Source organism: Nocardia sp. NPDC057440, assembly GCF_042802915.1.
In the GTDB taxonomy this organism is placed as follows: domain Bacteria; phylum Actinomycetota; class Actinomycetes; order Mycobacteriales; family Mycobacteriaceae; genus Nocardia.
Genome location: NZ_JBHVDF010000006.1, coordinates 203,823 through 221,654 on the forward strand (window position 1 = coordinate 203,823; position 17,832 = coordinate 221,654).

A 17,832-nucleotide genomic window follows, 5' to 3' on the forward strand; every position below is an offset into this window, starting at 1 on the left:
TCGGCCGCCACCGCGCCGGATGCCGTCGCAGAACGGACGGTCGATCACCGCACGACTATCCGATGCCGGAAGTCGCCGACCCTCACAACACCGAATCGCCCCGGCTCGCAGACACATCCGGGGCGGTATCGTCACTAAGCCGGCGCCGGCTGCTGCTGCGCATTCTCACTGGGCGTCAGGAGCTTCACGATGGCGTCACCGATCACCTTGGCGAAGCCCGCCAGGTCCGTGAACGCCGTACCCATCTTGGTGAGCAGGGTCGCGATCTTGAATCCGTCCCTGGCGAAGCGGCCCATCACCTGAGCGATGACGGCCGGTGTCGCGCCGCCGAGGGTGCAGGCGAGTTCGATGGTGTAGGCGATCAACGCGCCGACCAGGCTGGCGACGATGTCACCGACCAGAGTTCGGACCGCTTTGACGATGGCGGCCGTCTGGTTCATGGTCTCGCCCATGCTCGCGGCAACCCCACCCGCCGCACTGATGTGGTCGATCAGCTCGGTGGCCTTGGCGCGGTAGGCGTCACCACTGGCACCGGTCCACGTCGCTATGTCCTTTTCCAGCCCGGTCTTTAGTCCTCGACCGTGCTGGCGACGGTGGCGAGCTTGTCCGGCAACTCGGCGACCTCACCCGCCAGCTTGCGGATGGCCTCGACCGCGCCCTGCTGGTTGTCGTCGATCACCATCTTGACGAACGGGCGCGGTATCGAGCCGAAGCCGTCATCGGCGGCGCCGATATAGCTCGCGGCTTCGAGCGCCGAGGTCATGCTCTCCAGCAACGTCTTGACCTTCTCGGCGTGGCTGCGTACCTCGTCCGGATCGATCGATATCGCGGTCGCCGGGGATGTCATCGCCACACCACCCCGGACGTGCACCGGTTGGTCGATATCTGGCCGGAATCGGCACCGAACATTGCCTGCCTCCTAATTTCTCAACCTTCAGTCATGGGATTCGACGTAACTCGACGCCGTTCGGTTCCATCGATGTGCCCCGCCCTCGACTGCGGTCACCCTAGGACGCGCCGTGACCGCTGTCCAACACCCACGATGGCCACAGCCCGATGCCCACGGAGACAATGGATTCCGATGCCGGAAACGACGCGGCGCATGCGAACAGCGGCGGCGTGCTCAGTCCAGCAGCGTCCGCACCACGCCGTCGGCGAGCAGGCGACCGCGATCGGTGAGGACCAGATGGTCGCCCGAACGGACGGCGAGGCGGTCGGCGACAACACGTTCGGCCGCCGCGGTTTCCGCCCCGCTCAGCTCGGCCAATGGCAGTCCGCTGCGCAGCCGGACCGCCAGCATCACGCGTTCGGTGTGGCGCTCCTGCTCGGTCAGTTCCTCCCAGCCCGCGGCGGGCAGGCCGCCGAGTGCGACGCGATCGGCATACCGCGCCGGGTGCTTCACGTTCCACCATCGGACGCCGCCGACGTGGCTGTGCGCGCCGGGACCCGCGCCGAGCCAGTCACCGCCGTCCCAGTAGCCGAGGTTGTGTCTGCAGCGCGCGGAATCGCCTGCGGCCCAATTGGATACCTCATACCAGGTGAGTCCGGCCGCACTCAGTCGCGCATCGATGCGTTCGTACCGGGCGGCGAGCACGTCGTCGTCGGGCGCGGGCAGTTCGCCGCGGCGGACACGCCGCGCGAGGGCGGTGCCGTCCTCGACAATGAGCGAATACGCCGAGACGTGGTCGACGCCCGCGCTGAGCACCGCGTCGAGGCTGGCGTCGAGGTCGCCGTCGCGCTCGCCGGGGGTGCCGTAGATCAGGTCGAGGTTCACGTGGTCGAACCCGGCCGCGCGCGCTTCCCTGGCAGCGGCGACAGCCCGGCCGGGAGTGTGCGTGCGGTCCAGCACTTTCAGCACATGCTGTGCCGCCGACTGCATGCCGAGCGACACCCTGGTGAACCCGGCCGCGCGGATCCGCTCGAAGAATTCGGGCGAGGTCGACTCCGGATTCGACTCGGTGGTCACCTCGGCATCGGACTCGAGGGTGAAGTTCGCCCGCACCGCGTCGAGGACCGCGGCGAGCCCGTCGCCGCCGAGCAGCGAGGGCGTCCCGCCGCCGACGAAGACGCTGGCCACCTCGGGAGTCGCCGTCGGCAGCGCGGCAAACCGCTCGGCCGCTGTGGCCAGTTCACCGCGCAGCGCCTCCAGCCAGGACTGCGGCGAGGCCGAGGTACCGAGCTCGCCCGCCGTGTAGGTGTTGAAGTCGCAGTACCCGCACCGCGTCGCACAGAACGGCACGTGCACATAGATCCCGAACGCCCCGCCCCCGAAATCACGCAGCACGAGGTCAGCGGTCTCGGCATCGGTCGCGGTAGCAGCAGAACTCACCCCACCAGTGTGAACGCCGCTTCCTCGGCCGCCGCCTCCGGGCAGCCCGACCGGCCCGCCTGGGGGTGCCGGGATGAGGTCGGGTCTCGAGACAAGTGCGCCCGCGCACCCGGCGTTGACGGTGTCAGGAATCGGCGACCACGGTGTTCTGGTTGGCGGTGAGCAGCCAGCGGCCGTCTTCCTTGGACATGACATACATGGGGCTGCCCTGGCCCGCCTGCCTGCCGTCCTCGTCGAAGTAGCGCTGGACCACTTTGACAGCGGCGACGTCAGGGCGGATGAACAGCACGTGTTCGACCTCGTAGGTCGCGGTGCCCGCACGCATCGCGCCGGGCAACACCTCGGCCGTGAATTCGTCGATGGCGGCGCGGCCGAACAGGCGTTTGCCGCCGCCGGTGGTCCAGAGGGCGTCTGCGCGGAACAGGCCGACGAATTCGTCGACGAGTTCGTTCTGCTGGGAATGCTGGATGGTGGCGACCACCTGGCGGATCGCTGCGATGTCGGTGTCTGCGCCGACGGCTGCTGTACTCATGACACCGAGCCTGCTACCTCGAGTTAACTTCAGGTCAATGACCGTGCGGTAGCTCACAGCGGACCCCCATGGCACATCACCGCCCGCAATCGCGTCGCGAACTATGACAGCCATCACAGTTGCCGCCATCGGTCCAGGGAATTTCCCTCGAATCTGCGGGAAATATGTCCGCACGGTCGGAACGTCCACTCTGACATGGCACAATAGGCGCATGCGCGGATCCGGAGTACGACTTGTGGCACGTCGCCACGTCGACTTCAAGCGCGTCTGTAGCGCCTGCTGTCTGCCCGGTTGTCCCCGGTAGTTCAGCGGCGCGCATTCCCGGGTCTCCCCGGCGATCTTCCGATTTCGATGACATCGGCCCGCTGACACCACAGGCGTGAGTCAGCCCCTCGCGCCTTCAGCACGGATGTTCACCCACCCCGCAGGAGCGACCCCATGACGTCGAGCACCGACGCCGGTCCGACCGATCAGCCTTCGCCGGAGTCCCGGCCCGGGCATCACACCCGTCCGGACCGCCCGGCCTCCGAGCGACGCGTTCGGCCGGACCGGCCACGCGCCGAGGCCGGTGCGGCCCCGCGCGCCCGCACCGGTAAGCCCGTTCGCCGCAAGGCGGAGGGCCAGTGGGCGCTCGGCTACCGCGAGCCGCTGAACCCGAACGAGCAGTCCAAGAAAGACGACAATCCGCTCAACGTCCGAGCCAGGATCGAGAACATCTACTCGAAGCAGGGCTTCGACAGCATCGATAAGGGCGACCTGCGCGGGCGGTTCCGCTGGTGGGGTCTCTACACCCAGCGCGAGCAAGGCTACGACGGCAGCTGGACCGGCGACGAGAACATCGACATTCTCGAGGCCAAGTACTTCATGATGCGCATCCGCTGCGATGCGGGCGCACTCAATGTCGAGCAGCTGCGCACCCTCGGCCAGATCTCCACCGAGTTCGGCCGCGACACCGCCGACTTGTCCGACCGCGAGAACGTCCAGTACCACTGGATCGAGGTGGAGAACGTCCCCGAGATCTGGAAGCGGATCGAGGCGGTCGGGCTGAAGACCACCGAGGCGTGCGGCGACTGCCCGCGTGTGGTGCTCGGTTCCCCGCTGGCCGGTGAATCGCTGAACGAGATCATCGACCCGACGCCCGCGATCGACGAGATCGTGCGCCGCTACATCGGCAAGCCGGAGTACTCCAACCTGCCGCGCAAGTTCAAGTCCGCGATCTCGGGCCAGCAGGACGTGGTGCACGAGATCAACGACATCGCCTTCATCGGTGTGCACCACCCCGAGCACGGACCGGGTCTCGACCTCTGGGTCGGCGGCGGCCTCTCGACCAACCCGATGCTGGCGCAGCGGGTCGGCGCGTGGGTGCCGCTCGACGAGGTGCCGGACGTGTGGGAGGCCGTTGTCTCGTTGTACCGCGACTACGGCTACCGCAGGCTGCGCACCAAGGCCAGGCTGAAGTTCCTCATCAAGGACTGGGGCATCGAGAAGTTCCGCCAGGTGCTCGAGGACGAGTACCTGAAGCGCAAGCTGATCGACGGTCCCGCGCCGGAGCAGCCGACCAAGCCGATCGACCACGTCGGCGTGCAGAAGCTGCGCAACGGGCTCAACGCCGTTGGCTTCTCCCCCATCGCGGGCCGGGTGTCGGGCACGATCCTGACCAAGGTCGCCGACGCGGCGGCGAAGGTCGGTTCGGATCGCATCCGGTTCACGCCGTACCAGAAGCTGATCGTGCTCGACGTCGCCGACGACAAGGTCGACGAACTCATCGATGAGCTGGCGCCTCTCGGCCTGCAGGCCCGCCCGTCGCTGTGGCGGCGCAACCTGATGGCCTGCTCCGGCATCGAGTTCTGCAAGCTCTCCTTCGCCGAGACCCGCAAGCGGTCCCAGGTGCTCGTTCCCGAGCTCGAGGAGCGGCTCGCGGATCTCAATGCGCAGCTGGATGTTCCGGTGACCATCAACATCAACGGCTGCCCGAACTCGTGCGCGCGCTCGCAGATCGCCGACATCGGGTTCAAGGGTCAGCTCGTCGATGACGGCAGCGGGAATCACGTCGAGGGCTTCCAGGTTCACCTGGGCGGCAGCCTCGGATTCGACAGCGCTTTCGGCCGCAAGCTGCGCCAGCACAAGGTGACCAGCGACGAACTCGGTGACTACATCGAGCGGGTAGTGCGCAACTTCATCAAGCACCGCGAGGACGGCGAACGGTTCGCGCAGTGGGCGGTTCGCGCCGACGAGGCCGACCTGAAGTGATGAGCGCGGCGAACAGCAGCGATCGAGCAGAGCTGTGCGACGGCTCGGTACGGGAGATCTGACATGACAACACAGTTGGCGGGCAAACTGTCCGAGGGCGAGCTGCGGGCGATCGCCGAGCGCGGCGCCGCGGAGCTCGACGGCGCTTCGGCCGCGGAACTGCTGCGGTGGACCGAGGACAACTTCGGCACCGGGTCGAACGGAGCGCAGGGCGATCGCGCCGGCTACATCGTCGCCTCGAACATGCAGGACGGCGTGCTGGTTCACCTTGCCGCGCAGGTCCGTTCGGGAGTCGAGGTGTTGTTCCTCGACACCGGATACCACTTCGCCGAAACCATCGGCACCCGGGACGCGGTCGAGGCCGTGTACGGCGTGAACGTGATCAATGTGCGGCCCGAGCAATCGGTGACCGAACAGGATCAACTGCTCGGCAAGGATCTGTTCGCGCGCGATCCGGCGGAGTGCTGCCGGCTGCGCAAGGTGGTGCCGCTGAAGAAGTCGCTCGGCGGCTACAACGCCTGGGTCACCGGCATCCGCCGGGTGGAAGCACCGACTCGGGCCAACGCGCCGCTCATCTCGTTCGACGAGGCGTTCGGCCTGGTGAAGATCAATCCGCTCGCCGCCTGGTCCGACGACGAGATGCAGGCCTACATCGAACAACACGGCATCCTCGTCAATCCCCTGGTGGAAGAGGGATATCCGTCCATCGGCTGCGCTCCGTGCACACGGAAGCCGGAGCCGGGTTCCGATCCGCGAAGCGGCCGCTGGGCCGGCCTCGCCAAGACCGAATGCGGGTTGCATCAGTCATGACCGAAACCATCGTGGGTGAATTTGTGAACGAATCATCGAATACCGCCGAACGCGCCCTTGGCATCACCGAATTCGACACTCTCGCGGCGCTCGAATCCGAGTCGATCCATATCTTCCGTGAGGTGGCAGGCGAATTCGAGCGGCCGGTGATCCTGTTCTCCGGCGGCAAGGATTCGACGGTGCTGCTGCATCTGGCGCTGAAGGCCTTCTGGCCCGCACCGCTGCCGTTCGCGCTGCTGCACGTGGACACCGGGCACAACCTGCCGGAGGTGCTGGAGTTCCGCGACAAGATCGTCGAGAAGTACGGTCTGCGGTTGCATGTCGCGAAGGTCGAGGACTATCTCGCCGACGGACGGCTGACCGAGCGCCCCGACGGCATCCGCAACCCGTTGCAGACCGTCCCACTGCTGGACGGCATCGCCGAGCACCGCTTCGACGCGGTATTCGGCGGCGGCCGCCGCGACGAGGAGCGCTCCCGCGCCAAGGAGCGCATCTTCTCGCTGCGCAACGCCTTCGGACAGTGGGATCCCAAGCGGCAGCGTCCCGAGCTGTGGAACCTGTACAACGGGCGGCACGCACCCGGCGAGCACGTGCGGGTGTTCCCGCTGAGCAACTGGACCGAGCTCGACATCTGGCGCTACATCGCGCGCGAGGACATCGACCTGGCGAGCATCTACTACACCCACGAGCGCCCGGTGTACCAGCGCGACGGCATGTGGATGACGCCCGGCGTGTGGGGCGGCCCGCGCGAGGGCGAGGCGCTGGAGACCCGCTCGGTGCGCTACCGCACCGTCGGTGACGGCTCCAGCACCGGCGCGATTCTTTCCGAGGCGGCTGACAACGAAGCGATCCTCGCCGAGGTGGCCGCCTCCCGATTGACCGAACGCGGTGCTACGCGCGGTGACGACCGAGTGTCGGAAGCCGCGATGGAAGACCGCAAGCGAGAGGGTTATTTCTGATATGTCCGACCTATTGAGGCTGGCCACCGCCGGTTCTGTCGACGACGGCAAGTCCACTCTGGTCGGACGCCTGCTCTACGACACGAAGTCCGTGCTCGCCGATCAGATCGACGCCGTCACCCGCGCGTCGGTGGACAAGGGTCTGGCCACCCCGGATCTTTCGCTGCTCGTAGACGGGCTGCGGGCCGAACGCGAGCAGGGCATCACGATCGATGTCGCCTACCGCTACTTCGCTACGCCGCAGCGGTCTTTCGTGCTCGCGGACACCCCAGGGCATGTGCAGTACACCCGCAATACCGTGTCGGGCGCGTCCACCGCACAGCTGGTGATCCTGCTCGTGGATGCCCGCAAGGGCGTCATCGAGCAGACCCGGCGCCACGCCGCGGTGCTCGCACTGCTCGGCGTGCCCAAGCTGGTGCTGGCGGTGAATAAGATCGACCTGGTCGATGACGCCGCGACCGTGTTCGCCGAGATCTCCGCCGAGTTCAATCAACTCACCAGCACGCTCGGGTGGGCCAGCGAGGACGTGCAGGAGATCCCGGTGTCCGCGCTGAACGGCGACAATATCGCCACCCGCTCGGCCAACACCCCGTACTACGACGGACCTTCGCTGATCGAGCATCTGGAGTCGGTGCCGGTGGACGCCGACAGCTCGGGTACGCACGCGCTCGGGCTGCGTTTCCCCGTGCAGTACGTGATCCGGCCGCGCACCGCCGAATACCCCGACTACCGCGGCTACGCCGGTCAGATCGCGGCGGGTTCCGTCGCTCCCGGCGACGAAATCGTGGTGCTGCCTTCGGGTATCCGTTCCACGGTCGAGCGGATCGACACTCCCGATGGCGAGCTCGCGGTGGCACAGACCGGGCGCAGCGTCACGCTGATCCTCGCCGACAATGTGGACATCTCCCGCGGCGACATCATCGCCTCGGTCGCCGATGCCCCCGAACCCATCGACGCCTTCGATGCGACCGTGTGCTGGTTGGGCGACCGGCCGCTGCGCCCCGGCGCCCGGCTGCTGCTCAAGCACGGCACCCGCACCACCCAGGCCATCGTCGGCGGCCTGCTGGAGCGGTTCGACGAGCAGCGCCTGATCGCGGACCCGAACCCGGAGTCGCTGGAACTCAACGACATCGGCCGCATCTCCCTGCGCGTCGCCGAGCCCGTCGCGGCCGATGACTACCGCGTGAACCGGCACACCGGCAGCTTCCTGCTCATCGACCCCGCAGGCGGCAACACCCTGGCCGCAGGCCTGGTCGGCGACGTACTGTCGGCGGTCGAGGTCGGTACCGGGGTCTGATATGCGGTCCGCGCCAGCTCTTTTCGACCCCGCGCAGGCGCGGACCGCTGCCACACCTCACGTGTTCGGTCTCCCCGTATCGACGGACGCCGCCACAGCCCTCGGCGCTTGCGAACCGATCGGGCCAACGCCACCGCGGGCCGCCGCAACGTCCTCGGCCGATTCCACCCTTGCCGTGTCGACACCAGTGTGGACCGCCGAGACCCACCGGCCGCCGCCCGACGTCGACCTCTCCACCTCAACCCGGTCCGCGAAACCTCCCGCACCCGCGGCAGCGTTCCCGACGGCCGCGTGGACGGCGGCGCCGCGACCGGCACTGATCGCCGTTGCCCACGGCAGCCGCGACCCGCGCTCGGCCGCGACCATGTCCGATGTCGTCGCGCTGATCGCCGCCGCGCGCCCGGATGTCGACGTACGGCTGGCGTTTCTCGATCTGAGCACACCTTCGGTCGAGCAGGTCGTCGATGCCGTCGCGGCAGACGGCCACACCCACGCCGTGGTCGCACCTCTGTTGCTCGGCAACGCCTTCCACGCCCGAATCGACCTACCCGGCCTACTGGACAGCGCCCGCAGCCGCCACCCACGCCTGCGCCTCACCCAGGCCGACGTCCTCGGCCCCGACCCCCGCCTCGTCGCCGCCCTCCGCGACCGAGCACTGGAGGCCCTCGCGTCCCATCCCGCCAGCGCCGCGCACCTCCCCGATGGTCACTCGGTGAGTGGCACGTGGCTGCGACGTATCGCGAGAGACGCCCACGATCGTCTGCCACTGGGCACCCGCACGGAGCCACTCGAGCGGGTCGGAATTGCGGTGGCGGCGGTGGGGTCGTCGTCGGGGGCCGCCAATGGACGTACGGCGCTGGTTGCGCAGCGGCTGGCCGCTGTGACGGGGTGGCGCACCGAGATCTGCTTCGCCACGACCGAACCCGGTGTCACCGAGGCGGTTTCGCGTCTGCGGTCACGCGGGGCGGACCATGTCCTGGTAGTTCCCTGGTTCCTGGCCCCAGGCCTGCTCACCGACCGACTGGCGGACAGCGCACCGGAACTCGTCCACGCCGACGTCATCGGTGCGCACCCCGCCCTCGCCGACATCGTGTGGAACCGCTACGACGCCGCCTTCGCGTCCACACTGACCCTCTCGGCCTGAATCAGGCTCGCCGACGCCGACCTCAACGGCAGGCACTTGCTCTCGCAGGCAAGTAGGGACTCCGCGCACCAGTGATGTACTCCGTTGCGCCGACCACTGATCGATAGTGCGACCTGCGCGGCCGACGAGGCAGACCCCGCGTGAGCCACCTCACATGAGCCAGCCTTGCTTGATACCCCTAGGGGGTATACTTTCGGTTCTGTCGGAACGAAGGACAAGATCAGAGAGGCCGAGCAATGAGCACTCAGGCGAACACCGCGCAGCACAACACCCCCATCGACCACGAGGCCACTGCCGACCATTCGACGCACGCGACCTCCGGCGCTCACGCGGGTCATGACATCCACGCGGGTCATGACATCCACGCGGGTCACGACACTCTCGCGGATCACGACGCTCACAGCGCTCATGCAGCGCACGGCGCGGCGGGGATCAGCGGGCAGCAGATCACCCAGAACGAAATTCACGCGGACCACGCAGCCGACGGCGACCACGCAGGTCATGGCGACCACGCAGGTCATGGCGACCACGCAGGCCACGGGGACCACAGCGCTCATGCGGCGGCGGGACCCGGTGGGCTGCAGATCACTCAGGATGGGTACACGCTGGAGTTGGCGCACACGATTGTGCGGGCGGGTGAGATCGACTTCCGGTTCCGGATTGCCGGGCCCGACGGGCTGGCGGTCACCGAGTACGCATCAATCCATGACAAAGAGCTGCATCTGATCGTTGCGCAGCGGGAGCTGACCGGGTTCTGGCATGTGCATCCCGAGCGTGCGGCGGACGGCACCTGGTCGGTGCGGCTGAATCTGCCTGCGGCGGGGGCATATCGGGTGTTCACCGATATCGCGCCGCGCGCACTCGGGCGGACGATCACACTGGGAGCGGATCTCGCGGTCGCGGGTGACTACGCGCCGCAGCCCACACCGGAGCCGGCTCGCACCTACGTGGTGGACGGATACGAGGTCGCACTGGATGGAGAGCTGGTTCCCGGTGCGGGCCGGCTGATCACGCTCACCGTCCACAAGGACGGCGTGCCGGTCACCGACCTGCAGCCCTACCTCGCGGCATTCGGACACCTGGTGGTGCTGCGCGCGGGCGATCTCGCCTACGTCCACGTCCACCCGAATGGCGAACCCGGCGACGGAGTCACCGCGCCCGGCCCCGAAATCACCTTCCACACAGTGGTTCCCGGCCCCGGCACCTACCGCCTCTTCCTCGATTTCAAGCACGGCGACACCGTCCGCACCGCCGCCTTCACCCTGACCACCACCGCGACCCATGGACACTGAACCACTGCGAGCGTGAGCTCGACGCGAGATCCACACGGCTCACCTTTACCGAGATACCCGCGAGCGGGCGCCCATCATCGGGCGCCCGCTTCGGTTTTCGCCGGTCGAAGTCGGCCGATCAGGGCGCGGGCTCACCCATGAGGTTGTCGACTATGGCGCGAGCGGTGGCGACACCCCAGTCCTCGCCCATCTGCTGGGCGGTGTTGGCGGCACTGAGCACGGCCTCGATTTCGAAGGCGATGACGTCCGCGTTGCGCTCGCCGAGATGACCTTGCTCCTGGGCCAAGCGAATCTCCTTGGCCAGGAACGCGAGCCAGTCCCTGCGGTCCTCGGCGATGGCGTCACGGACCGGGCCGGGCTTGCTGTCGAATTCGGCGATGGTGGCGACGCGGAAACATCCGCCGGGAAAGGTCGGGTCGGTGATGTGCTCGAACCACAGCTGGATCAGGACCCGGAGGCGGCCGTAGCCTCGCGGCTGGGACATGCTCGGCGCGATGACCCGCTCGATGAATGCTTCGCGGGCCGACTTCACCGCGGCTACCTGTAGCGCCTCCTTGGTGCCGAACAAGGTCGCGATGCCGCTCTTGCTCAGGCCGAGATCGGCGGCGAGCCTGCCGATGCTGACCCCGGTCAACCCTTCGACGGAGGCCACTTCCGCGGCATGCCTGGCGATAGACGCCCTGGCCCGAGCGCCTTTGGCCAGGCGTTGGTCGGTGCCGGGCTGCAGCTCGGGTGGGGTTGTCGACTCAGCCATGACGGTCATTGTTCCACCTAGGGGTTGCAAATACGAACGTACGGTCGTACGTTAATTGCACGAACGATCGTACGCTTTGTTCGTCCTCCTCGCTAAAGGATCTCCTCCATGACCGAAGTGACCGCGCGGATCGACAATCCGCCGACCACGAACACCGCAGCACGCACCCTCCTGATCGCCTCCGGCGCGGCGTTCATCGCCTTCCTCGACCTTTCCGTCGTCAACATCGCCTTCCCATCGATCGCTCGTGACTTCCCCAGCACCCCGGCCACCACGTTGACCTGGATCGTCAGCGGCTATGCCGTCGCGTTCGCCGCGCTGCTCACCCCGGCGGGCCGGTTCGCGGACACCCTAGGCAGGCGCAAGCTGTTCGTGATCGCCATGGCCGGCTTCGCGCTGACCTCACTACTGTGCGGCCTCGCACCGAGCGCGCCGTGGTTGATCGCCGGTCGCCTATTGCAGGGCGCGACAGCGGCACTCATGGTGCCGTCCGCGCTCGGGCTCGTACTCAGCGTCACTCCCCGCGAGAAGATCGGCGCGGCGATCGGAGCATGGTCTGCCGCAGGCGGATTCGCCGCGGTCGTCGGTCCCGCGATCGGCGGTGCGTTGGTCGAGACGTTCGGCTGGCGCTCGGTATTCATGATCAACATCCCGATCGCGATCGCGCTCATCGTGCCCGGTCTGCGCATTCCGGTGCCCGACACCCGGCAGCCGGGCAGCGCTATGCCCGACCCACTCGGCACGATCGCCATTGCGCTCGGACTCGGCGGCCTTGTCGTCGGAGTCACCGAGGGACAAGAGTGGGGCTGGAACGCGCCGGTCACGCTGATCGCGCTGATCGGCGGAGCCCTGCTGATCCTCGCCGCACTGTTGCGCTCGACCCGCCACCACAATCCCGCCATCACCGTCGGGTTGTGGCGCAGCAGGCCGTACGCGCTGGCTACAGCTTCGACCTTCGTGTTCGGCGGGAGCATGTTCGCCTGGCTTTTGGCGGGACCGCTTTTCCTGGACGCGATGTGGCAGTACTCGGTGCTGGAATCGGCCGGCGCGTTGACCGTCGGCGCGGTGTCCTCGATGGTGACCGCCACCATTGCCGGTCGGATCACCTCCCCTGTCACGCGGCGCTGGGTCGGCGTCCTCGGCGCGCTGATGTACACCGCAACCACAGCGTGGATGAGCACCGACGCGTTCGGTTCGACGCCTGCGCTGTGGTCGGCGTGGATCCCCGCCGGACTGCTCGGCGGTGGCGGCGTCGGGATCGTCGTCACGGTGCTGGGCACTGCTGCGGCGAGTTCTCTTCCGCCGCAGCAGTTTGCCGCGGGTATCGGGATGAACCTGACCGCGCGTCAGGTCGGCGGCGCGCTGGGCATCGCGGTGCTGGCCGCAGTGTTCGCGGCGCATCCGGGCGATCCGCTCGGCGGATTCCACACCGTGTTCGCCGTCTCGGCGGCCATCGGCGTTGCGGCCGCGCTGCTCATCGCAATCCCGAGTCGCACGCCCGCACCCGCCACACAGTAGGAACAAGCATGCCGCACCACAGCATTCGGCCCGACGACATCGCCGAACACTCAGCTCGAGAATTGGGAGTCACCGTGACCGACAACACTGTTCACACCGAAGCCGACGACCCGATGCTGCTGCCCGCCGACGAAGCGCGTCGCCTACTGGCGGGCGCACCGTGGCAGCGTTACGCGGTGCTCGGTGACTCCATCGCCCAGGGCATCGGCGATCCGAGCCCCGGCTATGAGAGCACGGCCTGGGCCGACCGTGTCGCGGGAACGCTTTCATCGGTGAATCCCGGTCTGGCGTATCTGAATACCGGCCGGATCGGCGCCACCACCGCGCAGGTGCTTGCCGAACAGCTGCAGCCGGTTCTCGACTTCGAGCCCGACCTGGTGCACCTCAGTTGCGGCGGCAACGATTTGTTCCTGCCCGGCGGCAGTGTCGACGAGTTGCGCACGAATCTCGATGCGCTCTTCGGCGCGCTGGCCCGCAGCGGCGCGCAGGTGTGCACATTCACGCTGGCCGATGTGTGGGAGGTGGAACGCATGCTGCCGATGCGTCCGATGCGGGATCGGATGGCAGCGCTCAATGATGTTGTGCGCGAATTGGCCGCGCGCTACGACGCGATCCTGGTGGAATTCTGGAATCACCCACTGCGGTTGCGCTCCGATGTTATGAGCGCCGACCTCATCCACTTCACGATGAGCGGACATGCCGTGGTGGCAGGCGAGATGGTGCGCGCACTCCACAGTCGCTTGTCCACGCGCGCCGAAGAGCACACACACTAATTACCCGCACGGCCATCCTTATTCGAAGAATGCGCCCCGCGACGACACCGGGCCGCGCCAAGACATTTCTGTCCAGGCACGGCCCGGTGTTCGCGGATTCGACCCCAGAATCAGGGCAGCACCTGCGGCACCATCTCCGGAGCGAGCGCACCGACCAGCAGACCGATCACGGTGCCCCACAGCGCACCGTTCAGCGCACCGCTGATCGCACACGGGATCGCGCCGACGATCAAGGCGGGCAGGCACACGACACCCGCGAGGACGCCGGAGCCTGCGGCGCCCGCGAGAGCACCGCCTGCCGCACCGTTGGCCAGCGGATCGTGGTTTGCCGCTTCCGGATTGGTCGCGATCTCCTCCAGCGGGATCCCGGCGGCCACCGGCGCAACGACCGGCTCGGCGACCAGCTGCACAACCGGTGCGGGCGCCGGAGCGAGCTGCCCAGGATCGGCCGAAGCCACACCGGCGACGGCGACGGCAACCGCCAACGGCATCGCGGCGGCAACCAGCTTGTTCACAAAGGTCCGACGGACCATGTCTTTCTCATTTCTCCCCGACCCCGATATCGAATCGAACGTCTCCGAATTACTGTTCGGCTCAGGATGATCCGAACAGCTCAACGTAACGGACGACCGTTCAGATTTCAAACTGTTCTGCCGCAACCCTTTTCACCATTGGGAACACTCGCCCTCGAGCGCAGCAACACCCGTCGAATCAAGTGGCACGACCGCGCCGGTCGAGAATCCCTGGGCCACATCAATTTCATTGCCAATGACTCGAAGACGAAGACTTGATGATTCGATGTGCAGGGCTCAATTTGCGAATCGCCGATTCAGGCCCGATATCTGTCGACGAGTTCGGTGCCGAGTACCGCAAGCTGGTCGCGCACCGACCGCGGACCGAGCACTTCTATTTCGGCCCCCCAGCCCGCCAACTGCTGGGCGATCATGCGCGGTGTCGGCGCGGTGACACGGACTTGGATGCGACCGTCCTCGACCGGTCCGTCCACCACACAGTGCCTGCCCTGCTGATTGCGCAGGACGGGCAGCAGGTGCTCCGCGATCAAGGCGGTCGCGGAGGTGGCCGCCCTGCGCTGCTCCATCTCGCCGACCACCTCGCCCCATGCCTCGAACAGATCGAAATCGGAGGGGCGCTGGGCTGTTTCGTCGGTGACGAGCGCATCGAGGATGCGGTCGACGCGGAAGGTGCGCTTACCGCGATCGGTGCCTGCGATGAGGTACCAGGTGCCGTCTTTGTCGACCAGACCCCACGGATCAACCAGTCGCTGCGTTTTCTCACCCTTGCGGTCGTAGTCCAGGCGTACCTTGCGGCGTTCGACGACGGCCCGCTGCAACCGGGTGACCATTTCCGGGCGCGCCGGATCGTGGGCGCCCCAGCGCGCGGGATCGATGACCACGGCGTCGGCCGCGGCCTGCGCATCGTTGCGGAAGGTCTGTGGCAGGGCGCGGACCAGTTTCCGTAGCGCGGACTTCAGTTCGGGTACCGCGTTCGCCGACGGGCCTGCCAGCAGGAACAGTGCGCGCGCCTCCGATTCGTTCAGCCCGCTGAGATCGGTGCGCGCGCCGCCGATCAAGGACCAACCGCCGCCGCGCCCCATCTGCGGGTATACCGGAACCCCCGCCGCCGACAGCGCCTCGAGGTCGCGGCGCGCGGTGGCGACCGAGACCTCGAGTTCCTCGGCGATCTCCGCCGCGGTCACCCGTCCACGCGCCTGCATCAACAGCAGGGTCGCCACCAATCTGTCCGCTCGCATGTTTCTCATTCTGCCCGCAAAAGTGCTCATTCCGTGAGCACTTTGGGTTGGATCATGGTTTTCACAAGTAGACGAACACCGACGAAGGAGACCGAAATGCTGCGTGGAATGGCGACCGTGACGTACTGGGCCGAGGACTTCGAGGGCGCGAAGGACTGGTACACCGAACTGCTCGGCGTCGCGCCCTACTTCCACGTGCCCGGCGCGTACTACGAGTTCCGCATCGGTGACTACCAGCACGAACTCGGCATCCTCAACCGGCAGTTCGCCCCGGAGGGCGCACCCACCGAGCCGGGTGGTCAGGTCTTGTACTGGGCCGTCGACGACCTGCGGGCCGCACTGGACCGGCTGATGGAGCTGGGTGCGAAGGAGTACCAGCCGGTGCGGGCACTCACCCAGGGCTTCGCCGTCGCCTCCGTGGTCGACCCGTTCGGCAACGTGCTCGGCGTGATGAGCAACCCGCACTACATGGAGGTGCTGGCCGAGACCGGCCCCGCGTAGCAGGCCCCTGCGCGTGGACACTGCCTGCACTTCGGTCGGCAGTGTCCACCCGTCTCGTATCGGGCCGGGCGGCGCCGAGATCAGTTCCGTGGCGGAATCTTCGAGACGGGTCATGCGATACGGAGTTGCGAACCATCCGACAGACAGCGTCCGGCGCGAGTGACCGGAGCGAATCGGCCGATCCAGACGGTTTCGGCTTGGACGACGAGGTCCCGCGCTTCGGTGGCGAGGCGGCCGGTAGGTCAGGCGCGGAACCAGCGTTCGAGAACCTTTGCGACACCGTCGTCCATGACGTCGTCGGCGATGTCGTCGGCGAGCGCGCGAATCTCGTCGGGCGCGTTGGCCATCGCCACGGAATGTCCCGCCCAGCGCAGCATTTCGCGGTCGTTGTAGCCGTCGCCGATGGCGAGGGTGGCCTCGCGGGGGATGCCGAGTGTGGTGCGCAGGCGTTCCAGGGCCCAGCCTTTCGAGACACCCCGGCGGGAAACCGTGAGCCACGGACCGAATTCGCCGTGCACCCAGCTCGCGCCGGGCACCCGTAGCGAACTCAGCAATCTCAGCATCTCGGCCAGCGTGCCGTCGGGCCACCAGCCGTTCAGTCGCGGCGTCGGTTCCCTGCTCAATTCGCCATCGTCGACGAGCAGGTATTCACCGATGGAGAACTCACCAGGGCTCATGCCGGTCGCCCAGGTGCCGATGCCGACCTCCTCCACCGCGAAGATCATGTCCGGGAACAGCGCACGCAAAGCGGTGACGGCGGGCGCGGGATCGAACGCCTGGACGGTTACCGGCTCGCCCCTCGCCACATCTATGTGGACCGCGCCGTTGGAACACAGCGCATGCCCTTCTACCAGGCCGATCTGCTCCAGCACTGGACGCGTTGTCAGCAACGTCCGCCCGGTCGTCACCACCAGATGCGCACCCGCCGCGACCGCTGCCCGCACCGCATCGGCCACCCGCTCGGTGACCGGCGATCCCGTCTGCAGCAGCGTCCCGTCCACATCCAGCGCAATGAGCTGGGGTCCCCCGACTACAACCACCAACCCATTGTGCATCGGCGCGCCGCCGAGCGTCATCCGATCAATTGTCACCGGACTTCCACGCGCACTGACTCATTCGGACCTACCGAGCCGACGCGACCACCGTCAGCCACTCACTCACAAGCGGATAGGCCACCCGACTCGAGTCAGCGGCCGCGCACACCACCACCGAAACCACCTCCGCCTCCGAAACCACCTCCACCACCAAAACCACCTCCACCACCGAAACCACCTGCGCCGCCCGAGCCACCGGAGTGGCCCGAGAACGCACCACCCGATGAAGCTCCACCTGAACTCGCGCCACCTGACAAAGCTCCTCCAGGAGAGATCCCACCGGAAGACGCGCCACCTGAGGACGCACCTGGCGAAAAGGCTCCACCCGAAGCGGAACCGCCGGTGGAAGCGCCTCCGGTCGACGCACCACTCGAGGACGCACCACCCGACGTGGCTCCGCCAGAAGATGTTCCGCCAGACGGGGCACCACCGGACGACACTCCACCAGAGCTCGTACCACCCGAAGATGTCCCACCGGATACACCTGACGACGAACTGTCCGCACCACCGGAGGACGCGCCACCGGACGAAGCACCTCCCGAGCTGTCGCCGCCGGACGATGCGCCACCCGAGGCGGTGTCGGAGGCCCCGCCGCCGGAAGTCGCACCACCGGGTGTCGTTTCACCTGATGTGGAACCGGAGGTGCCCCCGGAGGCTGGAGTGTCGGTCTCACCGCCGGATGCGGGGGTACCGGTCTGACCACCGGACGTCGGGCTACCGGTCTCACCACCGGACGAAGTTCCCGTGCCGGGAGTCGCTGGAGTGCCGGGGTACGGGTTGGACGGGGTGGGAGCCGGGTTGGACGGGG

Annotated in this window: 19 protein-coding genes; 10 read left to right on the top strand and 9 right to left on the bottom strand. The window is 67.3% G+C overall.

Going from position 1 to position 17,832, the window contains the following annotated elements; translation table 11 throughout:
* Positions 1-134 precede the first annotated feature (134 nt).
* The 4 genes from ACFU4Z_RS14395 to ACFU4Z_RS14410 all read right to left on the bottom strand — a co-directional run bounded on the left by ACFU4Z_RS14395 (position 135) and on the right by ACFU4Z_RS14410 (position 2,861).
* The gene (locus tag ACFU4Z_RS14395) at positions 135-452 is read right to left on the bottom strand and encodes a hypothetical protein (protein WP_379062855.1); all 318 of its coding nucleotides are present in this window, start codon (positions 450-452) and stop codon (positions 135-137) included.
* A gap of 116 nt (positions 453-568) precedes the next feature.
* The gene (locus tag ACFU4Z_RS14400; RefSeq protein WP_379062857.1) at positions 569-847 is read right to left on the bottom strand and encodes a type VII secretion target; all 279 of its coding nucleotides are present in this window, start codon (positions 845-847) and stop codon (positions 569-571) included.
* Between the two features lie 276 nt (positions 848-1,123).
* The gene (gene hemW, locus ACFU4Z_RS14405) at positions 1,124-2,284 is read right to left on the bottom strand and encodes a radical SAM family heme chaperone HemW (protein ID WP_379063460.1); all 1,161 of its coding nucleotides are present in this window, start codon (positions 2,282-2,284) and stop codon (positions 1,124-1,126) included.
* Positions 2,285-2,453: 169 nt separating this feature from the next.
* Positions 2,454-2,861 carry an SgcJ/EcaC family oxidoreductase gene (locus ACFU4Z_RS14410; RefSeq protein WP_379062859.1) on the bottom strand — a complete coding sequence of 136 codons (408 nt, stop codon included), beginning with the start codon at positions 2,859-2,861 and terminating at the stop codon, positions 2,454-2,456.
* A 211-nt stretch (positions 2,862-3,072) separates the two neighbouring features.
* On the opposite strand from ACFU4Z_RS14410, the gene ACFU4Z_RS14415 reads away from it, so the two are divergent.
* The 7 genes from ACFU4Z_RS14415 (at position 3,073) to ACFU4Z_RS14445 (ending at position 10,613) form a co-directional block, all read left to right on the top strand.
* The gene (locus ACFU4Z_RS14415) at positions 3,073-3,165 is read left to right on the top strand and encodes an Ms4527A family Cys-rich leader peptide (RefSeq protein WP_366528244.1); all 93 of its coding nucleotides are present in this window, start codon (positions 3,073-3,075) and stop codon (positions 3,163-3,165) included.
* Positions 3,166-3,299: 134 nt separating this feature from the next.
* Positions 3,300-5,111, top strand: a complete 1,812-nt coding sequence (locus tag ACFU4Z_RS14420) for a nitrite/sulfite reductase (RefSeq protein WP_379062862.1) — start codon at positions 3,300-3,302, stop codon at positions 5,109-5,111.
* Positions 5,112-5,174: 63 nt separating this feature from the next.
* Positions 5,175-5,921, top strand: a complete 747-nt coding sequence (locus ACFU4Z_RS14425) for a phosphoadenylyl-sulfate reductase (RefSeq protein ID WP_379062864.1) — start codon at positions 5,175-5,177, stop codon at positions 5,919-5,921.
* Positions 5,900-6,880: a sulfate adenylyltransferase subunit CysD gene (cysD, locus tag ACFU4Z_RS14430; protein ID WP_379062866.1), complete on the top strand. Its 981-nt coding sequence runs from the start codon at positions 5,900-5,902 to the stop codon at positions 6,878-6,880. The genes ACFU4Z_RS14425 and cysD overlap by 22 nt, the downstream gene beginning before the upstream one ends.
* 1 nt (position 6,881) lies before the next feature.
* Entirely contained in the window at positions 6,882-8,177 is a 1,296-nt protein-coding gene (locus tag ACFU4Z_RS14435) for a sulfate adenylyltransferase subunit 1 (RefSeq protein WP_379062868.1), read from the top strand.
* A gap of 364 nt (positions 8,178-8,541) precedes the next feature.
* Positions 8,542-9,321 carry a sirohydrochlorin chelatase gene (locus ACFU4Z_RS14440; protein WP_379063462.1) on the top strand — a complete coding sequence of 260 codons (780 nt, stop codon included), beginning with the start codon at positions 8,542-8,544 and terminating at the stop codon, positions 9,319-9,321.
* Between the two features lie 236 nt (positions 9,322-9,557).
* Positions 9,558-10,613, top strand: coding sequence for a hypothetical protein (locus ACFU4Z_RS14445; protein ID WP_379062870.1), 1,056 nt, complete (start codon positions 9,558-9,560; stop codon positions 10,611-10,613).
* A gap of 118 nt (positions 10,614-10,731) precedes the next feature.
* Here ACFU4Z_RS14445 and ACFU4Z_RS14450 read toward each other — a convergent pair whose 3' ends face one another.
* The gene (locus ACFU4Z_RS14450) at positions 10,732-11,367 is read right to left on the bottom strand and encodes a TetR/AcrR family transcriptional regulator (protein WP_379062872.1); all 636 of its coding nucleotides are present in this window, start codon (positions 11,365-11,367) and stop codon (positions 10,732-10,734) included.
* Between the two features lie 108 nt (positions 11,368-11,475).
* Here ACFU4Z_RS14450 and ACFU4Z_RS14455 point away from each other — a divergent pair, with 108 nt between their 5' ends.
* Positions 11,476-12,885, top strand: coding sequence for an MFS transporter (locus ACFU4Z_RS14455; RefSeq protein ID WP_379062874.1), 1,410 nt, complete (start codon positions 11,476-11,478; stop codon positions 12,883-12,885).
* 74 nt (positions 12,886-12,959) lie between these two features.
* Positions 12,960-13,658, top strand: coding sequence for an SGNH/GDSL hydrolase family protein (locus tag ACFU4Z_RS14460; protein WP_379062876.1), 699 nt, complete (start codon positions 12,960-12,962; stop codon positions 13,656-13,658).
* Between the two features lie 110 nt (positions 13,659-13,768).
* Here ACFU4Z_RS14460 and ACFU4Z_RS14465 read toward each other — a convergent pair whose 3' ends face one another.
* Together ACFU4Z_RS14465 and ACFU4Z_RS14470 are read right to left on the bottom strand one after the other, a co-directional pair.
* Positions 13,769-14,191, bottom strand: a complete 423-nt coding sequence (locus ACFU4Z_RS14465; RefSeq protein ID WP_379062878.1) for a hypothetical protein — start codon at positions 14,189-14,191, stop codon at positions 13,769-13,771.
* Positions 14,192-14,487: 296 nt separating this feature from the next.
* The gene (locus ACFU4Z_RS14470) at positions 14,488-15,429 is read right to left on the bottom strand and encodes a helix-turn-helix transcriptional regulator (protein ID WP_379062880.1); all 942 of its coding nucleotides are present in this window, start codon (positions 15,427-15,429) and stop codon (positions 14,488-14,490) included.
* Between the two features lie 96 nt (positions 15,430-15,525).
* Between ACFU4Z_RS14470 and ACFU4Z_RS14475 the strand changes: the two genes are divergently transcribed.
* The gene (locus tag ACFU4Z_RS14475) at positions 15,526-15,930 is read left to right on the top strand and encodes a VOC family protein (protein ID WP_379062882.1); all 405 of its coding nucleotides are present in this window, start codon (positions 15,526-15,528) and stop codon (positions 15,928-15,930) included.
* Positions 15,931-16,172: 242 nt separating this feature from the next.
* Here the strand turns inward: ACFU4Z_RS14475 and ACFU4Z_RS14480 are convergent, their stop codons facing one another.
* Positions 16,173-17,021 (bottom strand): HAD family hydrolase, encoded by an 849-nt coding sequence (locus ACFU4Z_RS14480; protein ID WP_379062884.1) that lies wholly within the window; start codon positions 17,019-17,021, stop codon positions 16,173-16,175.
* A gap of 31 nt (positions 17,022-17,052) precedes the next feature.
* Positions 17,053-17,274 (bottom strand): hypothetical protein, encoded by a 222-nt coding sequence (locus tag ACFU4Z_RS14485; protein WP_379062886.1) that lies wholly within the window; start codon positions 17,272-17,274, stop codon positions 17,053-17,055.
* Positions 17,275-17,832: the final 558 nt, after the last annotated feature.